17 protein-coding genes are annotated in these 21081 nt (G+C 66.3%); 8 read left to right on the forward strand and 9 right to left on the reverse strand.

Translation table 11 applies throughout. The annotated features are described in order from the left end of the window. The first annotated feature begins 131 nt into the window (after positions 1-131). On the forward strand, positions 132-572 hold the full coding sequence (locus tag CXY82_RS11895; protein WP_104171105.1) for an RDD family protein: 441 nt from the start codon (positions 132-134) through the stop codon (positions 570-572). A gap of 22 nt (positions 573-594) precedes the next feature. Here the strand turns inward: CXY82_RS11895 and CXY82_RS11900 are convergent, their stop codons facing one another. From CXY82_RS11900 to lipB, 3 genes are read right to left on the reverse strand one after another with little or no spacing between them, the layout of a single operon-like run. After that, positions 595-1305, reverse strand: coding sequence for a DUF4191 domain-containing protein (locus CXY82_RS11900; RefSeq protein WP_104171106.1), 711 nt, complete (start codon positions 1303-1305; stop codon positions 595-597). A gap of 48 nt (positions 1306-1353) precedes the next feature. After that, positions 1354-2343 carry a lipoyl synthase gene (gene lipA, locus CXY82_RS11905; protein ID WP_104101966.1) on the reverse strand — a complete coding sequence of 330 codons (990 nt, stop codon included), beginning with the start codon at positions 2341-2343 and terminating at the stop codon, positions 1354-1356. Beyond that, a complete protein-coding gene (gene lipB, locus CXY82_RS11910; RefSeq protein WP_104171107.1) occupies positions 2340-2975 on the reverse strand; it encodes a lipoyl(octanoyl) transferase LipB in 636 nt (211 codons plus the stop codon). The genes lipA and lipB overlap by 4 nt, the downstream gene beginning before the upstream one ends. A 109-nt stretch (positions 2976-3084) precedes the next feature. On the opposite strand from lipB, the gene CXY82_RS11915 reads away from it, so the two are divergent. Beyond that, on the forward strand, positions 3085-4659 hold the full coding sequence (locus CXY82_RS11915; RefSeq protein ID WP_158252182.1) for a protein kinase: 1575 nt from the start codon (positions 3085-3087) through the stop codon (positions 4657-4659). Between the two features lie 29 nt (positions 4660-4688). Here the strand turns inward: CXY82_RS11915 and CXY82_RS11920 are convergent, their stop codons facing one another. The 3 genes from CXY82_RS11920 to CXY82_RS11930 form a co-directional block, all read right to left on the reverse strand. Continuing rightward, positions 4689-6230, reverse strand: coding sequence for a 2-oxo acid dehydrogenase subunit E2 (locus CXY82_RS11920; RefSeq protein WP_104171109.1), 1542 nt, complete (start codon positions 6228-6230; stop codon positions 4689-4691). Between the two features lie 70 nt (positions 6231-6300). Then, entirely contained in the window at positions 6301-7671 is a 1371-nt protein-coding gene (lpdA, locus tag CXY82_RS11925) for a dihydrolipoyl dehydrogenase (RefSeq protein WP_104171110.1), read from the reverse strand. A gap of 99 nt (positions 7672-7770) precedes the next feature. Continuing rightward, a complete protein-coding gene (locus CXY82_RS11930) occupies positions 7771-9258 on the reverse strand; it encodes a leucyl aminopeptidase (RefSeq protein WP_104171111.1) in 1488 nt (495 codons plus the stop codon). 96 nt (positions 9259-9354) lie between these two features. Here CXY82_RS11930 and CXY82_RS11935 point away from each other — a divergent pair, with 96 nt between their 5' ends. The 5 genes from CXY82_RS11935 (at position 9355) to CXY82_RS11955 (ending at position 15208) form a co-directional block, all read left to right on the forward strand. Then, positions 9355-10278, forward strand: a complete 924-nt coding sequence (locus CXY82_RS11935) for a proteasome assembly chaperone family protein (protein ID WP_104171112.1) — start codon at positions 9355-9357, stop codon at positions 10276-10278. A 54-nt stretch (positions 10279-10332) separates the two neighbouring features. Next, the gene (locus tag CXY82_RS11940) at positions 10333-11667 is read left to right on the forward strand and encodes a nitrate/nitrite transporter (protein WP_104171113.1); all 1335 of its coding nucleotides are present in this window, start codon (positions 10333-10335) and stop codon (positions 11665-11667) included. A gap of 111 nt (positions 11668-11778) precedes the next feature. Further along, a complete protein-coding gene (locus CXY82_RS11945) occupies positions 11779-13206 on the forward strand; it encodes an RNA polymerase sigma factor (RefSeq protein ID WP_370443702.1) in 1428 nt (475 codons plus the stop codon). Positions 13207-13259: 53 nt separating this feature from the next. Beyond that, positions 13260-14483: a MurT ligase domain-containing protein gene (locus CXY82_RS11950; protein WP_104171115.1), complete on the forward strand. Its 1224-nt coding sequence runs from the start codon at positions 13260-13262 to the stop codon at positions 14481-14483. Further along, positions 14480-15208: a type 1 glutamine amidotransferase gene (locus tag CXY82_RS11955; protein ID WP_104171116.1), complete on the forward strand. Its 729-nt coding sequence runs from the start codon at positions 14480-14482 to the stop codon at positions 15206-15208. Before CXY82_RS11950 ends, CXY82_RS11955 begins: the two co-directional genes overlap by 4 nt. 55 nt (positions 15209-15263) lie before the next feature. Here the strand turns inward: CXY82_RS11955 and CXY82_RS11960 are convergent, their stop codons facing one another. Continuing rightward, positions 15264-15500, reverse strand: coding sequence for a hypothetical protein (locus CXY82_RS11960; protein ID WP_104171117.1), 237 nt, complete (start codon positions 15498-15500; stop codon positions 15264-15266). Positions 15501-15672: 172 nt separating this feature from the next. Here CXY82_RS11960 and CXY82_RS11965 point away from each other — a divergent pair, with 172 nt between their 5' ends. Further along, a complete protein-coding gene (locus CXY82_RS11965; protein WP_104171118.1) occupies positions 15673-17754 on the forward strand; it encodes a type IIA DNA topoisomerase subunit B in 2082 nt (693 codons plus the stop codon). Between the two features lie 18 nt (positions 17755-17772). Here CXY82_RS11965 and CXY82_RS11970 read toward each other — a convergent pair whose 3' ends face one another. Further along, a complete protein-coding gene (locus CXY82_RS11970) occupies positions 17773-18471 on the reverse strand; it encodes an SDR family oxidoreductase (protein WP_104171119.1) in 699 nt (232 codons plus the stop codon). A gap of 54 nt (positions 18472-18525) precedes the next feature. Next, positions 18526-21009 (reverse strand): DNA topoisomerase (ATP-hydrolyzing) subunit A, encoded by a 2484-nt coding sequence (locus tag CXY82_RS11975; protein WP_104171120.1) that lies wholly within the window; start codon positions 21007-21009, stop codon positions 18526-18528. Between the last annotated feature and the right edge of the window lie 72 nt (positions 21010-21081).

Below are 21081 nucleotides of genomic sequence, written 5' to 3' on the forward strand. Positions count from 1 at the left end.
CAAACGACGTGGGCATAGAACGTGTAAGTCGCGCGCTGCGGCTCCTTTGAGGCTACTGGGATGCCATTACCCGGCAGTGACGCTTATGTTTCACACATGTTACAGCGGGGCCCGCTCGGTAGACTCAGCCCGTGTCTGCCGCAGCCTCGAATTCGACCACTTTTGGACAACTTCCACCGAGCCGTTGGCCGGGGGAGCGCCTCGGCCTGCCGAACGAGGGAACCCGATCCGTGGGGCGCGTCGGCCGCAGGATCGGCGCCCTCGCGCTGGACTGGGCCCTGGCCTACGGGGCGGCGGCACTGTTCTTCAGCATGAGCGGCGTGGTCAACGGCTTCGCTGTGACCGCCATTTTCGTGGGGCTCCAGATCGTGTTCATCCCGACCATCGGCGGCAGCATCGGCCACCGTCTGGTCGGGCTCCGGGTCGTCCCGCTCCAGCCGGGTTGGGTCGGGTTGTGGCGCCCCGTCGTGCGGTCCCTGCTGCTCGGGCTGGCGGTCCCCGCTCTAGTCTGGGACTCGGACCAGCGCGGTTTCCACGACAAGGTCGCGGGAACGGTGCTCATCCGCTTCTAGCCTGAGCCGCGAGGGGAAGTGCCTAGTTTCCGCGCTGCGGACGCGCCTTCATCGGGTCGACGCCCTTGGGGATCGGCAGTTTCTTGGTCATGGAATTCAACCGGTTGTTCACGGCGAGCACCTCGACCTTGGTCAGGGTGGGCTTGATCCGGGTGAGGCGCCGGGCCAGTTTGTGCAGCGGCACGGCATCGGCGTCGGGGCCGACGCTGATGATGGTGACGGCGATGCTGCCGCCGAGCCTGGTCACCATCCGGCGCTCTTCCTCGAGCATGCGGGCCGTTCGGGTGCGCGGCCCTTCACTGATCAGCACCACGCCGCCGCGGCCGACAGCCCGGTACACGGCATCCTGGGTCTTGCCGTTGACGGCGACGGACATCTCACTTCCCACCCAACCGCGCTTCAGTGAACCGCGCAGCACCGCGCCGACGGCGCCGGGCTGGCCCTCGATCTGCGTGTATGCTGCTTTTTCGGCCCGCTGGCCCAGGATGATGAGCATGGCGAGGATTCCGGTGAGCACACCCGAAATTGTCCACAAGACGATGTTGAGGATGCTCCCGGGGGACAGAATAAGGGCAAGTCCCAGCGCGACCGCGACGGGCACCACGAAGCCGAGAACCATGAACAACACGATCTTCTTGTCGTAGCGGCGTGTCATCTGGAACACCTGCCACATTTGCTTCATGCGGCCGGGCTTCTTGGGGGGGCGGGGAGTCTTGTCCTTGCTGCGTGCCATGGTTCCAAGACTACCCAGTCACCCGAATGTCTCGTGACCGATTTTTGATCAGGAGACCGCCTGCGCGAACCCGAGGGATGCGTCCGCCAGGTGGCGCAGTTGCGGCGGAACCTCGCGACCGGTCGCCAGCATGGACTGGGCCCAGAGCCGGCCCGCCCGATAGGACGAGCGCACAAGCGGGCCGGAGAGCACACCAAGGAAACCGATGGCCTCGGCTTCCTCCTTGAGTTCGACGAACTCCTCCGGCTTCACCCAGCGGGCCACGGGCAGATGACGCGCGCTCGGCCGCAGATACTGGGTGATCGTGATGATGTCGGTCCCGGCGTCGTGCAGGTCCTGGAGGGCCTGGCTGACCTCCGCGCGCTCCTCACCCATGCCCAGGATCAGATTCGATTTCGTGATAAGTCCCGCATCGCGGCCCTGGGTGAGGACGTCCAGGGACCGTTCGTAGCGGAATGCCGGCCGGATTCGCTTGAAGATTCTCGGGACGGTCTCCACATTGTGGCCGAAGACCTCGGGCTGGGCGGAGAAGACCTCGCCGAGGTGGTCCGGGTTGCCGGAGAAGTCCGGGACCAGAATCTCAACGCCGGTTCCGGGACTCTGCTGGTGGATCTGCCGGATGGTCTCCGCGTAGAGCCAGGAGCCCTCGTCGGGCAGGTCGTCGCGGGCGACGCCCGTCACCGTGGCGTAGCGCAGATTCATCTTGACGACGGATTCCGCGACGCGGCGCGGCTCATCCGTGTCGTACTCGGCAGGTTTGCCGGTATCGATCTGGCAGAAGTCGCACCGCCTCGTGCACTGTGACCCGCCGATCAGGAAGGTCGCCTCGCGGTCTTCCCAGCATTCGAAGATGTTAGGGCAGCCGGCCTCCTGGCACACGGTGTGCAGGTTTTCGCCCTTCACCAGGTTTTGGAGCTTGCGGTACTCCGGTCCCATCTTCGCCACCGTCTTGATCCAGGCGGGCTTACGTTCGATCGGCGTTTCCATATTGCGGATCTCAAGGCGGAGCATCTTGCGTCCCTCGGGCGCCGCGCTCATGCGGACACCGCCCAGACGGTCTCGAACTGGGCCGTGATGGGGGCGATGAGGTCGGCCGGGTTCACGTCGTGGCCGACCATTCTCGAGATGGTGGTGACGCCGGCGTCCTTGATCCCGCAGGCGATGATGTGGTCGTAGGGTTCGAGCGAGTTGTTGCAGTTGAGGGCGAAGCCGTGCATGGTCACTCCTTCCGCGACGCGGATTCCGATGGCGGCGATTTTGTCTTCCCGGCCCTCCGGGCCGACCCAGACTCCTGAACGGCCCGAGATTCGGCAGCCGACGATGTCGAAGCCCAGGAGGGCGTCGATGAGGATCCCCTCGAGGAGGCGCACGTAGCCGACGACGTCGACGGGCTCCCGGAGGCGAATGACCGGATACCCGACCAGCTGCCCGGGGCCGTGCCAGGTGATCTTCCCACCGCGGTCCGCGTCGATGACGGGGGTTCCGTTTCGGGGACGCTCCTCGGGAGCTGTGCGCTTCCCGGCGGTATACACACTCGGATGTTCGAGAAAGATGACGGTGTCCGGCCGCTCCCCGGAGACGACGGAACGGTGGACTGCGCGTTGGAGCTCAAGGCCCTCAACATACGGCACGGAGTTGGCGCTTAGCCCCGCGACGACAAAGTCGAGCATGCACTCATCCTAAACCCCGGCGTTCCTCCCCACGAAGTTGGCGGCCCGGTTGTCCCCGAACCGAGTCCGGGTCGGCCGGGAGGGGAGCGGCGAGGCCAGCATGTCCGGTATGAGAACTCGCGGTCGACGCGTCCGCAATCCGGGGCCCGCGTCCCTGCCCCACTCGACCGGCTCGGTACCCGGCGGCGGCCCCGCATTGGTCGCAGGCTACCGCGTTCTGCGGCGCTTGGCGTCAACCGACCGGTCCGACCTGTATGTGGGCGTGGCGCCGTCCCCGTCGACCTCGACCGGGGACGAGGCGCGGGGGTGGGAGCAGGGTGGCTCCACGACGTCCGTCGTGCTCAAGGTCTTCCATCCGGGAACGGAGGACCTCTCGATCGAACGGGAGGTCCAAGCCCTGACCACCCTGACGGTCGGACGGCTGACCACGCTCGTCGATGTCGGCACCCTGGCCGATGGCCGCACCTGCCTCGTACTGGAACAGCTCACGGGCGGGTCGCTGAGCGGCTTTCTGGAGGGCCGCAGTCACTTGCTTCCCGGGGAGGCGGTCACGATCCTGGCCCCGATCGCGGCCGCATTGGCGGAGCTGCAGGCCATCGGCCTGATCCATCCGGCCGTCAGCCTCGCGAGCATTCTCTTCGACTCCAGCGGGCGCCCGGTCCTGACCGGGCTGGGAGAGCTCCGGGCGCTGCCCGAGGCCGGTCGCGGGCGGTCCGAGGCGCTCGCCCTGGTGCACGGCCGGCTCGCGCAGGTCATCCGGACGGTGCTCGACCACGTCGATCCCGTCGTGCCGGTCCCGACGGTCCTCCGCGACCTGGAACGGTGGTGCGCGGTGCCGGCCGCTGGCTCGGCGGCCTGCACCTGGGGCGAGGTCGAGCATCTCCTGTTCGCCTGGGCCGAGGCCGTGCCGGTGAGGCTGGGTCGGAGCCCCGAGGCCGTCAGCGGGCCGCAACCGGCCGTCGACTGGCTCCGGAGACCTCTGATTGACGATTTCGTCGGACGTGCTCCCACGGAGAAGGTCCGCCTTGCCGCAGAGGATCCCCGAGCCAAACGGATGCTCGGCAGCCGGGTCTCGCGTGCTCGCACGGCGGTTCGCCGGCTGTGGGAAGGTCACCCGACCGGTGGGCTGAAGTCGCTGCTGGGCCGGCGGTTCCGCCTCCGCCGTGGGCCGCTGCTCCTCGTGGCCCTCGTGGCCCTGTTGAGTACGGGACTGGCGGTGACGGCGCTGGCCGCGGGTGGATCCGCGCACACCGACGGAGCGCGGCCGGAGGGCTCCTCAAAGCCGGCCGAGTCGACCACCGCTGACGGCGACGAAGTAGGCGGTGACGGGTCCCCCCGAGAGGAAGCCGTGGTGACCGGCGACGACCCGGTGGTCGCGCTTCCTGCCCTGCTGCGGGTCCGCAGCCGGTGCCTTGCGGAGGTTTCGGTGGTCTGCCTCGATGCCGTGCACCAGGCGCAATCGGCGGCTCTGGCGGCCGACAGCTTCACCCTGCGCATGATGCAACAGGGCGGCGAGGTCGCCGAATTCGAGGATTGGTCGTCGTGGGCGGCGGTTCTGGTGGAGCGAATGGGGGATGTCGCGCTCGTGTCGCTTCAGGCCCCGGATGCAGAACGACAGCCGGCCTCGGTCCTTGTGATCAAGGGCGAGGCCGGCTGGCGAATCAGGGATATTTTCGACTACTAGTCAAGGTCCGGTCTCACGGACGACATCGACTAGATGCCGAGGTTTGCTTCGAAGGCACCTGCCTCGAGACGCTGCTTCATGGTGACGAGGAAGCGTGAAGCATCCGCGCCGTCAATGATGCGGTGATCATAGGACAGAGCCAGGAACACGGTCGAGCGGATCGCGATCGCGTCGAGGCCACCCTGGCTGACGACGATGGGCTTCTTGTAGACAACCCCGGTGCCGAGGATGGCGCTCTGCGGCAGGAAGACGACCGGGGTGTCGAAGAGCGCACCGCGCGAACCGGTGTTGGTCAGTGTGAACGTTCCACCAGACAGTTCGTCGGGCTTGAGCTTGTTGTCGCGGGTGCGCTGGGCGAGGTCGGCGATCTGAGCGGCGAATCCGGCCAGATCGAGCTCGCCCGCGTTGCGCACGACCGGGGTCAGCAGGCCGCGTTCGGTATCGACCGCAATGCTGATGTTCTCCTGGCTCGGGAACACGATCGTGTCGCCGTCGATGGTGGCGTTGATGATTGGGTTGGCCTGAAGTGCCTCGGCTGCAGCGAGAGCGAAGAACGGCAGAAAGGACAGCTTGTTGCCCGTCTTAGCGTGAAAATCGGCCTTCACCTGGTCGCGAAGAACCGCGACCCGGGTGACGTCGACCTCGACCACCGTGGTCAGCTGAGCCGATGACTGCATCGAGATGACGGCGCGCTCGGCGACGACCTTGCGCAGACGCGACATGGGCTGGGTGGTCCCGCGCAGGGCGGAAACCTCCACGGCCGGAGCTGTTGCTGCAGCCGTCCCGACGGGAGCGCTGGCCTGGGCGAGCGCGATGTCCTCCTTGCGGATGCGTCCACCGACACCGGTTCCGACCACGCGGGACAGATCGACACCGGCCTCGTTCGCGAGTTTGCGGACGATGGGGGTGACGTAGCCGGATGTTCCCGCGTGCGATCCGCGGGAGACGGCCGGCTCCGGCGCGACCACGGGGGAAGCGGCAGGTGCCGGGGCGGCGACGGGTGCAGCGGCAGGAGCCGCAGCAGCAACGGGTGCCGCGACCGGTGTGGGCGCGAACACCGGTGCGGGTGCAGCGACGGGTTCGGGTGCGGCGACCGGTACGGGTGCCGCGACCGGTACGGGTGCCGCGACCGGTACGGGTGCCGCGACCGGTACGGGTGCCGCCACCGGTGCGGGTGCCGCCACGGGTGCGGGGGCCGCCACCGGTGCCGGTGCTGCAACGGGTGCGGGTGCCGCCACGGGTGCGGGTGCCGCCACCGGTGCCGGAGCTTCCGCGACGGGCTCGGGAGCGTCCACCGGCGCAGGCGCTTCCGCGACGGGAGTGGAGGCACCGGAACCGTCACCGATCGTGACCAGCGGAGTTCCGACCTCGACGGTCTCATCTTCCTGAACCAGGATGGCCTCGATCACGCCGGCAATGGGGGACGGGATTTCCGTGTCCACCTTGTCGGTCGATACTTCCAGCAGCGGCTCGTCGACTTCGACGCGGTCTCCCACGTTCTTCAGCCAGCGGGTGACCGTACCCTCTGTGACACTCTCACCGAGTGCCGGGAGGTTAACGGATTCGCTCATGCGATTGTCTCCTTCAAAACGTATTGTCTGTAATTAGAGTACTGAGTGTCTGAATGCAGAGGTTCGGCGGCTACGCGTGAAGCGGCTTGCCGGCCAGCGCCAGGAAGGCCTCGCCGAGTGCCTCGTTCTGGGTGGGGTGCGCGTGCAGGAACGGGGCGATGTCTTCCGGGTAGGCCTCCCAGTTCACCACCAACTGTCCCTCACCGATCAGCTCGCCGACGCGGGCGCCGATCATGTGGACACCGAGGATGGGGCCGTCTTTGACCCGGACGAGCTTGATGGAGCCACTCGTGCCGAGGATGGAGCTCTTGCCGTTTCCACCCAGGTTGTACTCGACGGTGGAGATCTGGTCGGCGCCGAACTTTTCGGCAGCCTTGGCCTCCGAGTAGCCGACGGAGGCGATCTCCGGGTCGCAATAGGTGACCTTGGGGATGTTGAGGTCGTCGACGACGATCGGGTTGAGACCGGCGATCTCCTCGGCGACGAAGATGCCTTGCTGGAATCCGCGGTGCGCGAGCTGCAGGCCGGGGACGATGTCGCCCACGGCGAAGACGCCGGGGATGTTGGTCGCGAGGCGCTCGTCGGTCAGGACGAAGCCGCGGTCCATGGTGACGCCGACCTCCTCGAAGCCGAGTCCGGCGGTCGACGGGCCACGCCCGACGGCGACGAGCAGAATCTCCGCCTCGATGATGGTGCCGTCCTCCAGGGTGATGACGACGCCGTTCTCGTGCTGAGTGACGCTCTGGAACCGGATGCCGAGCGAGTATTCGATGCCACGCTTTCGGAAGGCGCGCTCCAGCTGCTTGGAGATGGACTCTTCCTCGTTGGGAACCAGGTGGGGAAGTGCCTCGATGATGGTGACGTCGGCACCGAAGGACTTCCAGACGCTCGCGAATTCGGCGCCGATGACGCCGCCGCCGAGCACGGCGACCTTCTTCGGGACGAACTCGAGCTCCAGGGCGTGCTCGCTGGTCATGACTCGACCGCCGATGGCGAGCCCCGGCAGGGAGCGGGAGTAGGAGCCTGTCGCGAGGACGATGTTCTTACCCACGATGGTGTTGGCACCGACCTGCACGGTGTTCGGCGAAATCAATCGACCTTCACCTTCGATCACTGTGATGCCGCGCGACTTGATCAGACCCTGCAGCCCCTTGAACTTCGACGCCACAATACTCTTGCGGAACGCGTTCACGGCTGGCATGTCGATGCCCTCGAACTGCGTTTTGACACCGTACTTCGCGGCGTCGCGGCTGACATCGGCCACCTCGGCCGAGTGCAGGAGTGCCTTGGTCGGGATGCAACCGAGGTGCAGACAGGTTCCGCCGAGTTTGCCCTTTTCGATCAGGCCAACGGTGAGCCCCAGCTGAACGGCACGCAATGCGGCCGCGTAGCCACCGCTTCCGCCGCCGAGAACGACAAGGTCAAAATTCTGTTCCGACACCCAGATACTCCCTCATACATCACAACCCGGTCTGCCCGCAGCGAGGATACGCATCCGGGCAGGCGAGAGTGGGCGAGATTTCTCGCCCATTTGACTGTACTACGGGCGCGAAAAGTCCTCGGCCAGTCGGAGCAGAGTCCGAACCGAGATTCCGGTCGGCCCGGCATTCGTGAATCCCCACCCGCTGCCGGTGTTGTGGGCCGGCCCGGCGATGTCCAGGTGGGCCCACGGGATCGTCTCGGTGCCGTCCCCGTTGCCGCGGGTCCCGATGAACTCCTGCAGGAATACTCCGGCGAGCAGCATGCCGCCGTGGGTGCTGCCGATCTTCGCGTTGGCGATGTCGGCGACATCCGAGTTGAGTAGAGGGCGCAGTTCCTCGGGAAGCGGCATCGGCCACACCAGCTCACCCACCGATTTGCCGGCGGTGAGCACCCGGGCGACCAGGGCATCCTCACCCATGGCGGCGTAGTAGCGGGTGCCGAGTGCGACGAGGGCGGCGCCGGTCAGCGTCGCCACGTCCACGATCGCATCCGGGCACTCCTCGCCGGCCGCGACGAGACCGTCCGCAAGAACCAGGCGACCCTCCGCATCCGTGTTCAGCACCTCGACCGTGCGGCCTCCGCGGATCCGCAACACGTCGTTGGGTCGGATGGCCGAGCCGGACGGCATGTTCTCCGCGATGCAGAGCCAGGCGGTGATGCGCACGTTGAGCCCCAGGCGGGCGGCCGCCAGGGTCACGGCCAGCACGGTCGCCGCGCCGGTCATGTCGTATTTCATGCCGACCATGGATGCCGGCGGCTTCAGTGAGAGTCCGCCGGTGTCGAAGGTGATGCCCTTGCCGACCAGGGCAAGGTGCTGCGTCGCGCCCTCCGGCGTGTAGCTGACCTTGACCAGGCGCGGCGGCCGGCTGGAACCCTGGCCGACGCCCGCGATCCCGCCGAAACCATCCGCGGCCAGCTCCGCCTCGTCCCAGACGCGCACGGCGACGGGAAGGCCCGCGGCGGCGTCCATGGACAGGCGCGCGAGTGCCTCCGGGTAGAGGTCGGAGGGCGGCATGTTGACCAGGTCCTTGACCAGGTTGACGGCCTCGGCGATGACTCCGACGCGGGCGGAGGATCCGGCCGCCTCCGCGGCGGTGTGCACCGTGATCTCCTGCGCCGGGATCCTGGTCGCGGCGAGCGAGTTCTGCCGGTACGCGGTGTAATAATACGCACCGAGCGCGGCACCCTCCAGGACGGCCTCCGCTTGGGCATCCGTGGTTATGGGGAAGGCGAAGGCAACCGAGGTCACGCCGGTCAGCTGGCGAACGGCCGACCCGGCAGCATGGCGCAGCGCATCGACCGTGGCCTCCTTGCCGATTCCGACAACGGCGATGCTGAGGGCGTTGCCGATCGACGCAGGCAGTCGCACCACCTGATCGCGACCGCCCGTGATACCCAGGGGGGCGAGTTGGTCCGCGAGGCCGGCGAAGGCGGCGTCAGCGAACAGGGCGGCGGAGTCGCCGGACTGGAGCGCCCCGACAATGAGAACGTCCACCTCCGATTCGAGGGCGGGTGCTGCGGATATGGTCAGGCGGGGTGCGTTCATCCCCCGATCGTACGCTCCGGGTGTGTTCGCTCTCGGCATCACGGCGGGGTCGTCGATTCCCGCACTGCCCGGAATTTGGCGCTTACAGTTAATGTCATGCGGGATCCTGGTGACATTTACGAGCTGACTGCGGACGCGCAAAACGTCCCGGAGGGGCTCCACCTTGTGGCGGGTCTGACGGGCTTCGCGGATGCCGGTGGTGCCGTCTCGCAATTCGCGGAATACCTTCTGGAAACCCTTGACCACACCGTCGTCGCGACCTTCGACGCCGACGTGCTGCTCGACTACCGGGCGCGGCGGCCGATCATCCAGTTCGACCAGGACCACCTCACCGACTATCAGCCTCCCGCCCTGAGGGTGTACCAGGCCCGGGACGAGATCGGCCAGCCGTTCCTGTTTCTGACCGGCTTCGAGCCGGATTTCCGCTGGGAACAGTTCACCGCCGCGGTGCTGCAGCTCGAGCGCCGCTTCAAGGTGGCCTCCACAACCTGGGTGCACGCGATTCCGATGCCGGTCCCGCACACCCGTCCGATCGGCGTGACCGTCAGCGGAAACCGGTCCGATCTGGTCGAGAGCATGTCGGTCTGGCGTCCGAACACCCAGGTTCCGGCGAACGCGCTGCACCTGGTGGAATACCGGCTGCAGGAGGCTGGCGCCTCCGTCGTCGGGTTCGTACTGCTGATCCCGCACTATCTGGCCGACACGGAATTCCCCCTCGCCGCCCTCGCGGCGCTGGACAGCACAAGTGCCTCCACCGGTCTGATCTTCCCCACCGATCGGGTGCGAGAGAAGAATCGCGAATTCGTCGCCCGCATCGACGAGCAAGTGCGGGACAACCCCGAGCTGGGCAAGCTCGTCGGCACGCTCGAAGAGCGCTACGACGCCTATATGGAGGGCAGCACGCTGCGCTCCCCACTGACCGACGAGGCCGGCGAATTGCCCAGCGCCGACGAGATCGCCGCCGAACTGGAGAACTTCCTCGCCACCCGGCGCAGCAGAGACGACGGTTCGCCGGCCTGATCTGTCGAGCGTCGCCGTGAATCCGGATGCTCCGGCCCGGGTAAGTTTGGGCCAATGAACACGCGCCGCTCCTGGTTGATCTTTTACGTCGGATCGTTCGCATACCTCTCCGCCGTCCTGCAGCGCTCTTCCCTCGGGATCGCCGGTGTCGCCGCCACCGAGCGGTTCGGCGGGTCTGCCGCGCTGCTGTCCAGTCTCGCCGTCGTGCAACTCGCCGTCTATGCGGCGGCACAGATTCCGGTGGGCGTCCTGATCGATCGGTACGGGCCTCGCGTGCTGGTGGCCTCCGGGACAGGGCTGATGGTGGTCGGTCAGACCACGCTCGCCTTCGCCCCCGACATCTCGATTGCCGTGCTCGGACGCATCCTCGTCGGTGCCGGCGACGCCGGCATCTTCATCTCTATGATTCGTCTCATCGCCTCGTGGTTTTCCGGACGCATCGTTCCTCAGCTCTCGCAGTGGCTGGGGAACATCGGTCAGCTCGGCCAGGTGCTGTCCGCCCTCCCGCTGGCTTGGGTGCTGCACACCTGGGGCTGGACGCCGACGTTCCTCTCCGCCGCCTCAGTTGCCGTGGTGGCCCTCATCATGGTCATCGTCGTGGTGAAGGACCAGCCGGACCTCGCATCCATGCAGAACCGAACCACCAGCTGGCGTGGCGCGCTCCTGCAGCTCACACACAGTTTTAAACGGCCCGGAACCCAGCTCGGCTTCTGGTCGCACTACGTCACACAGTCCTCCGGAACCGTCTTCACCCTGCTCTGGGGGTTCCCCTTCATGGTGTACGGACTTGGCTACGACCCGTCCCTCGCCGCGGCGATGCTGATGGTCCTGGTGGGTGCCGGCATGGTGTGCGGGCCGGTCCTCGGGATCCTGACGGCGCGCTTTCCGCTGCGCCGCAGCACCATCGTGCTGGGCGTCGTCGCGCTGATGGGCGCGGCCTGGGCCGCGGTGCTGCTGTGGCCGGAGCAGCCGCCGTTCTGGTTGATGCTGGTGCTGCTCGTCGCACTTGGCATCGGGGGACCCGGCTCACTGATCGGCTTCGATTTCGCGCGCACCTTCAACCCCCAGCGCAGCCACGGCTCAGCGAACGGCGTCGTGAACGTGGGCGGCTTCACCGCCAGTTTCGTGATGGTCTACCTGATCGGGCTACTGCTTGACCTTCAGGACGGCTGGCGCACCGCCAGGGGGGAGGCGAGCGATCTATATTCGCTCGACTCCTTTCGGGTTGCGTTCTCCGTGCAGTTCCTGGTTGTGGGACTCGGCGTGATTTTTCTGCTGCACGCCCGGGCCCGCACCCGCAGCCAGCTGTCCCGCGACGAGGGAGTGGAAGTCGCGCCGCTCTGGGTCGCCGTGGCGCGGGCCTGGCGCCGGCGGCAGCAGCCGGAGTAGCTGCGCGCCTGGCTTGTCTCCTACACAAAGCATGCAATAATTGTCAATAGGGCCCGTTCTGGTCCTGGGAGCAACGACAGCAGTGTCGGTGTGAATGGCCCGGGACTTGACATGGGTCCTAGTACTGCCCAAAATCCACACTGCCCAGGCTCATCTCCCGCCATACCCACCCGGTCGGGACCCGCCTGGCAGCGCCGCAGGCTCCCGAGCCACGGCATGAGAGGTGTTCGAATGGCAACCCGCACAAAAATCGAGCAGACCGAAGAGTCCACCGTGAGCACCACTGCGGTTCCAGACGCAGTTGCGCCGGCAGCCAAGGCCGCCGCGAAGAAGCCGACCAAGGCCGCCCTGGCCAAGGCCGCTGCTGCGGCCGCTGCCGCAGCAAACGGTGAAGAGAAGCCTGCGCCGCGCAAGCGCACCGCCAGCACGAAGGCGAAGGCCAAGCCGGCATCTGACGAACACGATGAGGCCGCACGCGGCGATGACGCGGATGCCGACGACGACTCCGACGAGGCCAAAAAGAAGCGCGCAGCATCCGCCGAGGCACTCCCGAGCGGCGCCCTGGTACTGTCACTGGTCGACGACGACGACGAGGTACCGGTTTACTCCAGCGCAATCACCGGAGCGACGGCCGACCCTGTCAAGGACTACCTGAAGCAGATCGGCAAGGTCGCCCTGCTGAACGCCGCCGAAGAGGTCGAGCTCGCGATGCGAATCGAAGCCGGGCTTTTCGCCGAAGACAAGATGTCCCAGATGAGCGACGCCGAGAAGAAGAGCGCCCTTGGACGCGAGCTCATGTGGGTCGCCAAAGACGGCGCCCGCGCCAAAAGCCACCTCCTGGGGGCGAACCTTCGCCTGGTCGTCTCGCTCGCCAAGCGCTACACGGGCCGCGGCATGCAATTCCTCGACCTGATCCAGGAGGGCAACCTGGGCCTCATCCGTGCCGTCGAAAAATTCGACTACACCAAGGGCTTTAAGTTCTCCACCTACGCAACCTGGTGGATCCGTCAGGCGATCACGCGTGCGATGGCCGACCAGGCCCGCACGATCCGAATTCCGGTGCACATGGTCGAGGTCATCAACAAGCTCGCCCGCGTGCAGCGCCAGATGCTTCAGGACCTCGGCCGGGAGCCCACACCGGAAGAGCTGAGCCGCGAACTGGATATGACCCCGGAGAAGGTCGTCGAAGTCCAGAAATACGGCCGCGAACCCATCTCCCTGCACACTCCGCTCGGTGAGGACGGCGACAGCGAGTTCGGCGACCTGATCGAGGACACGGAAGCCGTCGTGCCTGCGGACGCCGTCGGGTTCACGATGTTGCAGAAGCAGCTGGAGAGCCTGCTCGACTCGCTCTCCGAACGAGAAGCGGGCGTCATCCGCATGCGCTTCGGCCTCGGGGACGGCATGCCGAAGACCCTCGACCAGATCGGCGACACGTTCGGCGTGACACGCGAGCGCATCCGTCAGATCGAGTCCAAGACCATGGCCAAACTGCGTCACCCCTCACGGTCGCAGTCCCTACGCGACTACCTCGAGTAGAGCGCGTTTTGCGCTACGTACCGGCGATTCTTCTGGGACGAGTCGTACGGAAAATGGCCCGTTGGCGGAAGCCGGGCGGCGGATCCGCGATCCCTGGCCTCGTCGTCAACAGGATCGCACCCGGATTCCTTCCTCTCAGCCTGAACAGCTTTCCCGGCGGCCTGGTCATCGTCACCGGGTCGAGCGGCAAATCAACGACGACCAAGATGCTGGTCGCGGCGCTCCGAGCTCACGGCAGCGTTGTCTTCACCAATCAGTCCACGGCCAACATCAGCCAGGGTCTGACCTCCGCGCTACTCGAGCAGGCCAGCCTGAGCGGTCATATCGCGGGCGACATCGCCGTGTTGGAGATGGATGAGGGCCACGGAGCCCTGATCTCCGGTACGTTGACGCCGCGCGTCGTTGCGCTGACGAACGTCATGGTCGACCAGATCGACCGATTTCATGACTCGAACATGGTCGCGGCCATGCTCGCCAAGATCGCCGCCAGCGCCACCGGAACCGTCGTGGTCAACGCGGACGACCAGTATTTGACCGACCTCGCCGGACGCCTACCCGGCTCCTCGGCAGTCGCGCGCTACGGCGTCTCCGCCGACGTTCTCGCCGATAATCCGCGGGGCCTGGGCTACAGTGCGACCACCGCCACCAGGCTGGACGCGGGGGAGGGGATGCTCCTCACCTCAGTGCAGGGCCGCCGCGCCACCGTGAGCATTGCGGGTGTGGTTTACCCGCTCGGGCTGCCTGCCCGCGGAACGCATTATGCCGTCGACGCCTTGACAGCGCTGTGCACGGCGCAGGCCGCACTCGGCGACCGCTTCGACCCGGTGCTGGCCATCAACGCCATCTCGGCCATCCCACCGGTCTTCGGCCGTGGTGAGATCGTCACGGTTCGCGGCCAGCAGGTTGAATTCGTGCTGGTGCAGAACCCGGCCAGTTTCCAACTGAACGTCGACAGCCTCGAGCCAAAGACCGAGCAGATTCTCATCGCAATCGGGTCAGACGTGCGCGACCCGTCCTACTTCTGGCCCGTCAACACCTCGGGTCTGGGCCGGGTCCGCATTGCATCCGGTTCGAAGGCGCACGACATCGCCCTCCAGCTGGTGTACGACGACGTCGTCGTCGACCGCATCGAGCCGAACCTGGGCCTGGCCCTGGATGATTTCCTGGCTCTGCCCGAACCACTGACTGGTTTGAAGACGATCATCTTCTCCGCAGACTCCATGCGACGCACCAGGACATACTTGGGGCTCGTCACCAACAAGGAGGAGCAGGAATGACCCGTCCGCTCTCGATCGTGTCGCTGCTTCCCGAGCTCCTGGGCACCAATGGCGATGCCGCCAACGCCCGCGTTCTCGCCCAGCGGGCCCGATGGGCCGGTGCCGACGCCACGGTCGTGGAGGTGCGCTCCGCGGCCGATCTGCCGGACCAGGTCGATGCCGTCGTCATCGGATCGGGCTCCGACTCCGACATGGTGCGCGCCAGGGACATCCTCGCGACGATGACCACGGAGCTGCGCACCTGGGCCACCGCGGGTGTCCCCATCCTCCTGGTCGGAACCGGCTGGGAACTTCTGAGCTGGGGCATCGAACTCGCCGACGGATCCGTTGTCGAGGGGCTGGGCATCGTGGCCGGTCGCGCTGTTCCGATGCCGGCACGGGCCACGGAAGACATCGTGGTCGCCTCCCGGTTCGGACGTCTGATCGGTTTCGAGAATCATCAGCGCAGCTATGTCGGTGGCGAGGCGGCGCCGCTCGGCCAGGTGATCTCCGGAACGGGCAATGGCGCGGGTACGGAGGGACTGGTCATGGGTAGCGTCGTCGGGACCCATCTTCACGGTCCCGTTCTCGCCAAAAACCCCGGGCTGGCCGATCACCTGCTGCGTACGGCCCTAGCTCGTATCGTTCATGAGTATTTGCCCGGTGACCATTCGCTGGCTGCCGACGACATGGCACAAGCCGCACGCAATCAGATCGCGGTGCGGCTCGGACTCCCCATGGAGTAGATGCCCATCGGCCGGTCGCGGGACAGTTCGAGCTGCCTGAGGCCGACCGATACCGCTAGGAGCGCTGGTCCTCAAGGAGGCGGCTCGACTCGTCGTGCCAGCTGTCCGCGATGGCGGCGAGCTTCTCCTGGTGCTTACGGCCGTGGTGCGCGCAGAACAGCAGTTCGCTGTTGTTCACGACCACACGAATGTAGGCCTGCGCTCCACATGCATCACAGCGGTCTGCCGCGGTGAGCTGGTGGGGAGCCTTCTCGTGATTGATGGCACCATTTTCGGCTGCGATCTGGGACATGGTTTCCTCCTCCAGACTGATACCAACTGATACCAATTTAACCTGTACCTAATGGAAACACGGTCTGGCAAGGTTATCGAGTCGGTTGCCCGTTATTTCGCTCACCGCGTAGCGCACTTCAATCGGGTGTTGATGACCGGGGAAGGGCGTTGGTTCGGTATTCTTGACCGTTGTGAGTTCTTCTGATTATTCTGCCCGCCACCTGTCAGTCCTCGAAGGGCTGGAAGCGGTTCGCAAACGCCCGGGCATGTACATCGGGTCCACCGACTCGCGCGGCCTCATGCACTGTCTCTGGGAGATCATCGACAACTCGGTCGACGAGGCACTGGGCGGCTTCGGCACCAGCATCGACATCGTGCTCCATGCTGACGAGAGCGTGGAGGTGCGCGACACGGCTCGGGGCGTTCCGGTTGACATCGAGCCGAAGACGGGACTGACCGGTGTCGAGGTCGTCTTCACCAAACTGCACGCCGGCGGCAAATTCGGCAGCGGATCGTATGCCGCGTCCGGTGGCCTCCACGGCGTGGGCGCATCCGTCGTCAATGCCCTGTCCGAGCGCCTCGATGTCGAGGTCGACCGTGACGGCAAGACCTGGGCCATGTCGTTCCACCGCGGCGAACCCGGGATTTTCGCGGACTCGGGGAAGAAGAGCCCCGACGCGCCGTTCACGCCTTTTGAGAAGCAGAGCGAACTACGCGTCATCGGCAAGGTCAAGCGCGGTGTGACCGGGACGCGGGTGCGCTACTGGGCCGACCGTCAGATCTTCACGAAGGGTGCGTCGTTTCAGACCGAGGAATTGCTCGAGCGAGCGCGTCAGACGGCCTTTCTCGTCCCGGGCCTGGGGATCGAGATCGTAGACGAGCGCACAGACGTGCACGTGCTCGAGTCCTTCATGTTCGAGGGCGGGATCTCGGAGTTCGTCGATCACCTCGCCACCGACAGCCCGATCACCGACACTTGGCGACTGACCGGAAACGGGACCTTCCGGGAGACTGTCCCGGTGCTGACCCCGACGGGCGCCATGGTGCCCACCGAGCTGGTCCGGGACTGTGCCGTGGACATCGCCCTCCGTTGGGGGACAGGTTACGATACGACTGTCCGCAGCTTCGTGAACATCATCGCCACCCCGAAGGGCGGAACGCACCAGGCCGGGTTCGACGCGGGCCTGCTCAAGTTCTTGCGAGCGCAGGTCGAGCTGAACGCTCGACGGCTCAAAATGGGGTCGGACAAGCTGGAGAAGGACGACGTGATGGCCGGCCTCACAGCCGTGCTCACCGTGCGGCTGCCCGAGCCTCAATTCGAGGGGCAGACCAAGGAGGTGCTTGGCACCCCCGCGGTTCGCGCCATCGTGGCCAACGTCGTCGCCCAAGCCATGAACGAGCGTTTCGTGTCCACGAAGCGCGATGACAAAACGCAGGCCGCGGTGGTGCTGGACAAGATCGTGGCCGAGATGAAATCGCGAATCTCGGCTCGCGCCCACAAGGAAACCCAGCGCCGGAAGAACGCGCTGGAGAGCTCGTCCCTGCCCGCGAAACTGGTCGACTGCCGCAGCAATGATGTCTCGACGAGCGAGCTCTTCATCGTCGAAGGAGATTCCGCCCTGGGCACGGCCAAGCTCGCCCGGGACAGCGAGCACCAGGCACTCCTCCCCATTCGCGGCAAGATCCTGAACGTGCAAAAGGCATCCGTTGCCGACATGCTGTCGAACGTCGAGTGCGCGTCGATCATCCAGGTGATCGGCGCCGGGTCCGGACGAAGTTTCGACCTGTCAGCCGCGCGCTACGGCAAGGTCATCATCATGAGCGACGCGGATGTCGACGGCGCGCACATCCGCACGCTGCTGCTCACCCTGTTCTTCCGCTACATGCGCCCGATGATCACGGAGGGACGCGTTTTCGCGGCCGTACCGCCGCTCCACCGGGTCGTGGTGATGAACCCGGGCACGAAGCCGAACGAGACCATCTACACGTATTCGGAGGTGGAGCTTCAGGCCGTGCTCGCCGGACTCAAGAAAAGCGGCAAGCGCTACCAGGATCCGATCCAGCGCTACAAGGGCCTCGGCGAAATGGATGCCGACCAGCTCGCGACGACGACGATGGAGCGGGCGCATCGCACGCTGCGCCGCGTGCGGGTCGCCGACGCGGAGATGGCCGGCAACGTCTTCGAGCTCCTGATGGGCAACGACGTCGCGCCGCGCAAGGAATTCATCATCGAGAGCTCGGACAAACTGAGTCGCGACCGTATCGACGTGTGACGCCCGTGACCGGGGGGCCTACGAGTGGAACGATGTGCTTGCCAGGTCGCGTTCGCCGTTGATGATGGCGTCGACGACGCGCTGGGCGACGACGACCGGAGGGTAGCCGGCCGGCAGGCGCGGGGCGATTCCGGAGATCGGGTGAGTGGAGAGGTCGGTCTCGGTGTGACCGGGCCGCGCGTCCAGAATGCGGATGCCGCTACGCCGCAGTTCCCGGCCGGCGGCCTGTCCGAAGGCAGCGAGGGCGGCCTTGGACGCCGAGTATGCGGCAAGGTTGGCAGTGGGGCTCTCGCTGACGACGCCGCTGAGGGTGACGATAAAGGGCTCTCGCCCCTGCTCGGCGGATTCGCTCAGCGCGGCCCGAGCCGCACGGAGCAGGCGGATCGGTGCCAGCGTGTTCACGGCGAACAGCTCGACGAGCGTCTCATCGCTCACCTCGATCGCCGGTCCGAAGGCAACGACCCCCGACGCGTTGACGATGCCGTCGAGCCGTCCGTTCACGCTGATCGCGTCGGCGACGAGGGTCGTGATTGCGTCCGGATCGATGAGGTCGGCGGCGAGCGGGGTTCCGGGAATCGAGAGCGCCTCAAGTTTCGCCTGGTTGCGTCCGCTTAGGACGAGTCGGGCGCCGCCGGCAGCCAGAAGTCGGGCAATTTCACTTCCCAGACCCCCCGAGGCGCCGAGGACGAGAATGACGGAATCGTCGAGGTGTGTCATTTGGCCACCATAACGCACCACCCTCCGCACATGGCTGGAGATCGCGCTCGGGCGTCAGCCGATCCGGGCGCCGATGGCGCCGATCACGGAGTCGAGCATGGCCCCGGACGCATCACGCCGCGACCCTGATTCAGGAAGCATGCGGGGTGTGCCGTCCGACGCGACCGCCCGGGCCGGCAGAGGCCCCACCCACGCGACGGAGACGGTGTCCTCGCCTTTCAGGAACCGCTGGGAGCGCACCCCACCCGTTCCCCGGCCTTTCGCCGGGTACTCGGAGAAGTCGGACACTTTGGCGCTGCCCGGGTCTGTTCCGGGCAGGGTGTGGCTGCCGGTCGCGACGGTCGCAACCACGAGCGCCGCCGCGCCGTGCGTTTCCACGCTGGTGAAATACACCACGTGCGCGTCCGCGGCCAGTTTGATGCCCGCCATACCGCCGGCGGTGCGCCCCTGCGGGCGCACCGACCCGGCAGGAAAACGCAACAGCTGTGAGTCGGAGGCGATGAAGACGAGTTCGTCGTCTTCCGCACCCTGCGCCGCGCCGACCACCATGTCCTTGGGCTTCAGCGCGATGATCTCGAAATCGGGTTTGTTTGCCCAGTCGCCGGGGGTGACGCGCTTCACGATGCCCTGTCTGGTCCCGAGAACGATCGAATGCTTGGAATCGAGCGCGACGAGCGCGACGATCTTCTCCGCTGTGTTGGGCAGGGCCAGGTAGTCGCGCACGCGTACGCCGGCCCCGAGCTGGACCGAGGTCGGCGGCAGCAAGGGGAGGTCGACGGGGGAGAAGCGGATGAGCCGTCCCAGGCTGGTGACCGCTCCGATCTCGGTGCGACTGGTCGTGTCCAGAACGGACAGGACGGCGTCATGCTTGCTGCGCCTCTGAGCCGGGGTGATCCGCTCCGGCTGGAAAGTGGTGCCGGCCGGAATCTCCACCCGGGCGATCTTGCCCGTCACGCTGAGGTAGACCCGGGTCGGAGTGTCCGTCACCTCGAGGATGGCGGCCTTCCGCTTGGCGGCGGCGCTGTTGGCGCCGGCGACACTCGCCTTGGCCTCGGTCAACAGGGTTCGCCGCGGTGTGCCGAAACGCTCGGCCACCGAGGCCAGTTCGTCGGACACCAGGGTGCGGATGGAGGCCCTGCTGCCGAGAAGCTTCTTCAGCGCCGCGATCTCCGCCAGCAGCTGATCCCGCTCGGTTTCGAGTTCGATGCGCGAGAAGCGGGTCAGGCGCCGCAGGCGGAGCTCGAGAATGTACTCGGCTTGAATCTGGCTCAGGTCGAAAACGTCGATCAGCTTGGCGCGCGCCTGCTCGCTGTCGTCGCTGGCGCGGATGACCTGGATTACCTCGTCGATGTCCAGGATTGCCACCATTAGGCCTTCGACAAGATGCAGACGCTCCGTTCGTCGGGCCAGTCGGTAGGCCGAGCGCCGGGTCACGACCTCGATTCGGTGTCCGATGTAGACGAGCAGGAGTTCCCGCAGACCCAGTGTCTGCGGGCCGCCGTCGACGAGGGCCACCGCATTGATGTTGAAGGAGTCCTCGAGCGGGGTCACCCGGTACAACTGCTCGAGCACGGCCTCCGGGCTGAAACCGGTCTTGATCCCGATGACGAGACGGAGTCCCTTGGTGCGGTCCGTCAGATCGGTGACATCGGAGATGCCACTGAGCTTCTTGGAATTGACCCCGTCCTTGATCTTCTCGATGACCCGCTCGGGCCCGACCAGATAGGGAAGTTCGGTGACTACGAGACCGGCCTTGCGGGCGGTGATGGCTTCGACGGATACCCGCGCCCGGGTCTTGAAACTGCCGCGCCCGGTGGCGTAGGCATCCATGATTCCCGTCAGCCCGACGATCGTGCCGCCGGTGGGCAGGTCAGGCCCCGGGACGAACTCCATCAGGTCTTCGAGGGTCGCGTTTGGGTGGGCGAGCAAATGACGTGCCGCGCCGACGACCTCGATCAGGTTGTGCGGAGCCATGTTGGTGGCCATGCCGACGGCGATACCGCTCGCGCCGTTGACGAGCAGGTTGGGGTAGGCGGCCGGGAGAACGTCCGGCTGGGTGAGCTGGTTGTCGTAGTTGGGTACGAAGTCGACGACGTCCTCGTCGAGGTTTTCCGTCATGGCCAGGGCCGGCGCGGCCAGCCTGGCCTCGGTGTACCGCGGGGCGGCCGGCCCATCATCGAGCGAGCCAAAGTTGCCGTGGCCGTCGATCAAAGGGACCCGGAGCGTGAACGCCTGCGCCATGCGCACGAGAGCGTCATAGATCGCGGTGTCGCCATGCGGGTGCAGCTTTCCCATGACCTCGCCGACGACCCGCGCCGACTTGACGTGGCCGCGATCGGGGCGGAGCCCCATCTCGCTCATCTGATACAGGATGCGCCGTTGCACTGGCTTGAGCCCGTCCCGGGCGTCCGGGAGCGCCCGGGAGTAGATGACCGAGTAGGCGTATTCGAGGAACGAGCCCTGCATCTCGGTGGATACATCGACGTCTTCGATGCGCTCGGTGAACGTGGCGGGCGTGGTGCTGTCTGAACGGCTCATTCGTGAATTCTGCTGAGGCGTGCGTTGAGGGACGCGCGCTGTCGGGTAGGCGCTGGATCGATCCGTCCCTGT

Source organism: Cryobacterium sp. M23, from assembly GCF_002929655.1.
GTDB lineage: Bacteria > Actinomycetota > Actinomycetes > Actinomycetales > Microbacteriaceae > Cryobacterium > Cryobacterium sandaracinum.